4 protein-coding genes are annotated in these 4,899 nt (G+C 65.8%); 1 reads left to right on the top strand and 3 read right to left on the bottom strand.

Annotation, left to right across the window (positions count from 1 at the left end):
• Positions 1-111: 111 nt before the first annotated feature.
• Positions 112-1,425, bottom strand: coding sequence for a DUF2330 domain-containing protein (locus VGK20_14110; GenBank protein ID HEY2775177.1), 1,314 nt, complete (start codon positions 1,423-1,425; stop codon positions 112-114).
• A 24-nt stretch (positions 1,426-1,449) separates the two neighbouring features.
• Complete coding sequence (locus tag VGK20_14105; protein ID HEY2775176.1) at positions 1,450-2,304, bottom strand: RnfABCDGE type electron transport complex subunit D; 855 nt, start codon at positions 2,302-2,304, stop codon at positions 1,450-1,452.
• 87 nt (positions 2,305-2,391) lie between these two features.
• Here VGK20_14105 and hydA point away from each other — a divergent pair, with 87 nt between their 5' ends.
• Positions 2,392-3,795 (top strand): dihydropyrimidinase, encoded by a 1,404-nt coding sequence (gene hydA, locus VGK20_14100; GenBank protein ID HEY2775175.1) that lies wholly within the window; start codon positions 2,392-2,394, stop codon positions 3,793-3,795.
• 272 nt (positions 3,796-4,067) lie between these two features.
• Here hydA and VGK20_14095 read toward each other — a convergent pair whose 3' ends face one another.
• Positions 4,068-4,571 carry a transposase gene (locus VGK20_14095; protein HEY2775174.1) on the bottom strand — a complete coding sequence of 168 codons (504 nt, stop codon included), beginning with the start codon at positions 4,569-4,571 and terminating at the stop codon, positions 4,068-4,070.
• Between the last annotated feature and the right edge of the window lie 328 nt (positions 4,572-4,899).

The following is a 4,899-nucleotide window of genomic DNA, read 5'->3' as shown; positions in this document are numbered from 1 at the left end:
GCCCCTCGGACTCCCCTACACGCTCGCGCGCGCGCCGCTCCGCCGGCGCGCTCCGGTCGCGTGGCTCACTCGCGCTGCTCGTTCGCCCCTCCACTCGCTCGTACGGCAGCGTCACTTCCACAGCCGCGTCCACCACGCCGGTTCCGGACCAGCCGCGACGTCCGATCCCATCTTCTTACGTATCTCGGCGAGGTTCCACCCGGTCAACGCCGCCAGCTGCTCGGCCTCGCGGGTGTGGCGGTCGACGAGCGTCCGGCTGTATTCGGCCGCCGCCGGGCAGGAGCCAGCGCCGGTCCACGGGTGACGCAGCACATAGCGCGCCTGGAAGTTGCTCCGGTCGGACGTCTCCTGGAACACGAGGTCCTCGGGAAAGTGCGCGCTGTCGTAGCGCACGTGGAGCCTGGTCAGGAACGCGCTCGCCGCGCCACCGCGCGTGTCGCCGCTCCAGAACACGCCAAGCCGCCGCAGTTCGTCGGCCGACAGCGGATCGGCCGCGCACGGATCGCACCAGCGCATGTCCCAGGCGTACTCGGTGAACACAGCGCTGCGATCCTGCCGCTCGACCTGCCGCGTGAACATCGCCTTGTAGAACGTCGAGAACTCTCCCGGGTCTTTCAGATACACCGGCAGGTCCATCTCGGATGGCAGTTTGACCGTACGATAGTTCGTCGTCTCGATGCGCCCGTTCCGCGTCAGCGCGTAGACGAAGAGATCCTGCGGGCCGCTCGCGTTCGCCATGCCGAGCCGGATGGGCAGCATGAACTTCGGCGACTCGTAGGCGACCTGCAGCGGGCGCAGATAGGCGTAGCCGAGCTTCGCCTGCTCCGTGAGGTTGACGCGGGCGACGAAGAAGCGCATGTTCTGCTTCAGGTAGCTGGCAATCACCGGCGACGCGCCGCTCGGGATGCGGTAGCCGTTCTGCCGCAGCCACGTCTCCAGGCCTGAGCTTTCCTGCGCCGACAGAATCAGAATGTCGTATTCGCCGACGGTGTACTGCGCCTCGATCGTGACGCCGAGCGACTTGGCGCGGCTCGCCGCGTCCCTGGCGGCCGCCGGTGCCGCCATCGGCATCGCCATGTCATAGCGGCGGCGGTCACACGGGTCATCGTCGAAGTACTCGACCAGCCGCGGCGCCGAGTACGCGTCGAGGTGATCGACGAGCGCCTTGTCGCCGACGTGGATCTGCTCGCGGGTCAGGAACGTCGGCACCGGAATCACGACCGCGAACTCCTTCATGTCTCCCTGAAAATCGCTCGCCATCGTCATGACCGTGCGGTCGCCGTCGCGCACGAGCACGACCTGCGAGGCGCGGTTGAACAGCTTGGTGTCGGCCTTGGCGACGTAGAAGCCGCAGAACGCCCCGATCGTGGCACTCGACCAGCCGATCGTGGCCGCGAGCGCTGCGCCAAAGAACAGTCGTTTCATGAGTCTCTCCTCTTTCGTTGGCCGTCAGGCCGCGCGGCTCGTCAGCGGACTGTCCGCGCCTGTCGTGGTTGCCGTGGAACGCGAAGGCGCCGGTGCAGACGCCCAGATGTAGCGCGCCGCCGGCAGCAGGCGATCGAGGGCCGGCACTGCCAGCGACCATGCCGCCAGCGACCAGAGCACGCCGTTCGTCCGGAACAGCCGGAACTGCACGTACCACGCAGTCGCCGCGACCAGCGCGGCAAAGCAGATCCGTCCGGCGCGCGAATCGGGAGTGGTCTTCGGATCGGAAATCATGAAGAAGCTGAAGAGCAGGAACCCGCCGCTCTCGAGGCGATGAAGGGGAATCGTCATCGGCTCGCCGAGGTACAGCGAGCGACCGATGACGAGCGCGCCGTAGCAGGCGATGAACGCCAGCGTCACGTCCGATCGCGCCGCGCGCGTGACGACCAGCGAGCCGGCGCACGCCATCAGGAACGCGAAGAACGCGGCGGCTCCCCATTGACCTGGCGAGACCCACACGTTCCCGGTCAGCAGCAGCATCGCCACGAGGGCGCCGTTGGTGGGATTGAAAACGTGCTTGCCGCGGATGCGGATCAGGAATTTGCTGGCGACGGCAATGACTCCGGCCGCGCAGGCCAGGGCAGGGTCGTTCGTCCGCACCAGGAGACACAGCGACAGCCCCGAGATGAGCGCGCTACGCGACGTCGATGCGAACCGCGCGGGCGATCCGCTGAGCCGATCGCACAACCACTGCGTGCCCAGCACGCTCGCCAGGATGAGCGCCGCGCGCACGGGGGTGATGTCGAATTCGAGCCACCCTATTCCATAGACGAGCAGGACAGCGAGCGTACCAATCTGATACAGGCGCGGATCGGCCATGCCAGAACTCCCTCTGGCCTTAGAACGATCGAGCTGGGATTTCTTGCAACCGCGGCCCGCCGTCGTCCTGTGCCATCATGGCCCGCGATGTCGCTCCTCATCACCGGCGGACGCGTGATCACCGCGTCGGACGACTACGTCGCCGACGTCTTCTGCGAGAACGGACTCGTCACGGCGATCGGACGCGACCTCCCCGCCCATCGTTATCAGGCCGAACGCACGATCGACGCCTCGGGGCAGTACGTGCTCCCGGGCGGGATCGACGTCCATACCCATCTCGACATGCCGTTCGGCGGCACGACCTCGGCCGACGACTTCGAAACCGGCACGATTGCCGCCGCCTTCGGCGGCACGACGTGTCTGGTCGACTTCGCCATCCAGTACCGCGGACAGACCATGCGGCACGCGCTCGACGAGTGGATGAAGAAGGCGTCCGGCAAAGCCGTCGTCGACTACTCGTTCCACATGATCGTCACCGAGCTGCCCGACGCCGGGCTCGGCGACATGGACACGATGGTGCGCAACGAAGGGGTGACCAGTTTCAAGCTGTTCATGGCGTACCCGGGCGTGTTCATGGTCGACGATGCGACGATCTTCCGCGCGCTGCGGCGGACCGGCGAGAACGGTGGCCTCGTCTGCATGCATGCCGAGAACGGCGGCGTCATCGATCTGCTCGTCCAGGAAGCGCTACGCCGCGGCGAGAAGGCGCCGAAGTACCACGCGCTGACGCGTCCGCCGCGCGCCGAAAGCGAAGCCACCGGCCGCGCCATCGCCCTCGCCGAGATGGCCGGCGTCCCGATCTACATCGTCCATCTGTCGTCGTCGGACGCGCTGCAGAAAGTCCGCGAGGCTCGCGACATGGGCCTGCCGGCCTATGCCGAGACGTGCCCCCAGTATCTGTTCCTGTCCTACGACAACTACGAGGAGCCCGGCTTCGACGGCGCGAAATACGTGATGTCGCCGCCGCTGCGCGAGAAATGGCACCAGGACGTGTTGTGGCAGGGGCTGAACAAGAACGACTTGCAGGTCATCTCGACCGACCACTGTCCGTTCTGCATGGCCGGCCAGAAGGAAATCGGCACGGACGACTTCAGCAAGATCCCGAACGGCGCGCCCGGTATCGAGACGCGCCTGACGCTCGTGCACGACGGCGGCGTGCGCAAGGGACGCATCAGCCTCAACCGCTTCGTCGAATTGTGCTCGACGGCACCGGCGAAGATGTTCGGGCTGTTTCCGCGCAAGGGCACCATCGCGATCGGCAGCGACGCCGACCTCGTCGTCTTCGATCCGAAGAAGCGGCAGACGCTCGGCGTCAAGACCCTGCACATGCGGGTCGACTACAACCCGTACGAGGGAAGGGTCGTCGAAGGCGCGCCGGCGTATGTGATCTCGCAGGGGAGCGTGATCATCGAGGGCGACCGGTTCGTCGGCACGAAAGGCGCGGGCCGGTTCCTGAAACGCGGGCCGAGTCTGGCGCCGTCGGGCTTGTGATCGTGTCGCGCGCGACGGGCAGCTCTGAAGGGCTGCGCTACGACGGCGTCCCCAACGGCCTCTACAACGGCTGTTGCGCAGGCGTTTACGCCTGCCTCACCCTGGGCCTGCGATCGTGTCGCGCGCTGCGGGCAGCCCTGAAGGGTTGCGCTACGACGGCGTCTCCAACGGCCTCTACAACGGCCTCTAACAACGGCTGGCTACAACGCCTGTAGCGCAGGCGTTTACGCCTGCCTCGCGGGTGAAGAGCGTTCTCGTAGCGAGAACGCTCTTCACCCGCGCGTCCACGGCTTCGAACAACTGACGGCGAACAGCAGTTCCCGCTTGCCTACGACACACGATCCAAGAAACGGATGCTCGTCCGCGCTCCGCGCGAGGCCATCGGTCAGCGGGTTCTCCACGATGTATCGCGCGACGCTCCACGTGTCTTCTTCGTCGCGCAGGACACGATCCCAGTAACTGGGCTGCCACAGCCGGCGGCCGCAGCGCTGCTTGTAGTAGAAACCGGCGTACTGCTTCGCAAGTTTTGCGAACTGTTTCATCTCGGAATTGGGTGCCGCTCCTTCGATCAACAAGTGCACGTGATCAGGCATGAAGCAGTACGCAATGATTTCAAACCCCGCCTCTCGGGCAGCGCGGACGATCTGCGTGAGCACGAGTTCTACATTCGCCGCCGACGTGAACGCTTCGTGGTGGTTGGAGGTACAGAACGTGAGGAAGTAGCGATAGGCGCCGACATAGTCGAACGTCTTCAGACGCGTTCGCTTGGGAAACATGCTTGGTTCGCAGGCAAACGAGGTGCCGAGGCACGGCTGAAGACCGGCGCGGCAGCATCGGCAGCCCTGAAGGGCTGCGCTACAGCATCGGCAGCCCCTGAAGAACTGCGCTACAGCATCGGCAGCCCTGAAGAACTGCGCTGCGGCATCGGCAGCCCTGAAGAACTGCGCTGCGGCATCGGCAGCCCTGAAGAACTGCGCTACAGCATCGGCAACCCTGAAGAACTGCGCTGCGGCATCGGCAGCCCTGAAGGGCTGCGCTACAGCATCGGCAGCCCTGAAGGGCTGCGCTACAGCATCGGCAGCCCTGAAGGGCTGCGCTACAGCA

The sequence above is a fragment of the Candidatus Binatia bacterium genome, assembly GCA_036493895.1.
Classification (GTDB): Bacteria; Desulfobacterota; Binatia; order UBA1149; family CAITLU01; genus DATNBU01.
Note: the sequence above shows the minus strand (reverse complement) of the source record. Positions and strands in the feature narration are given on the sequence as shown.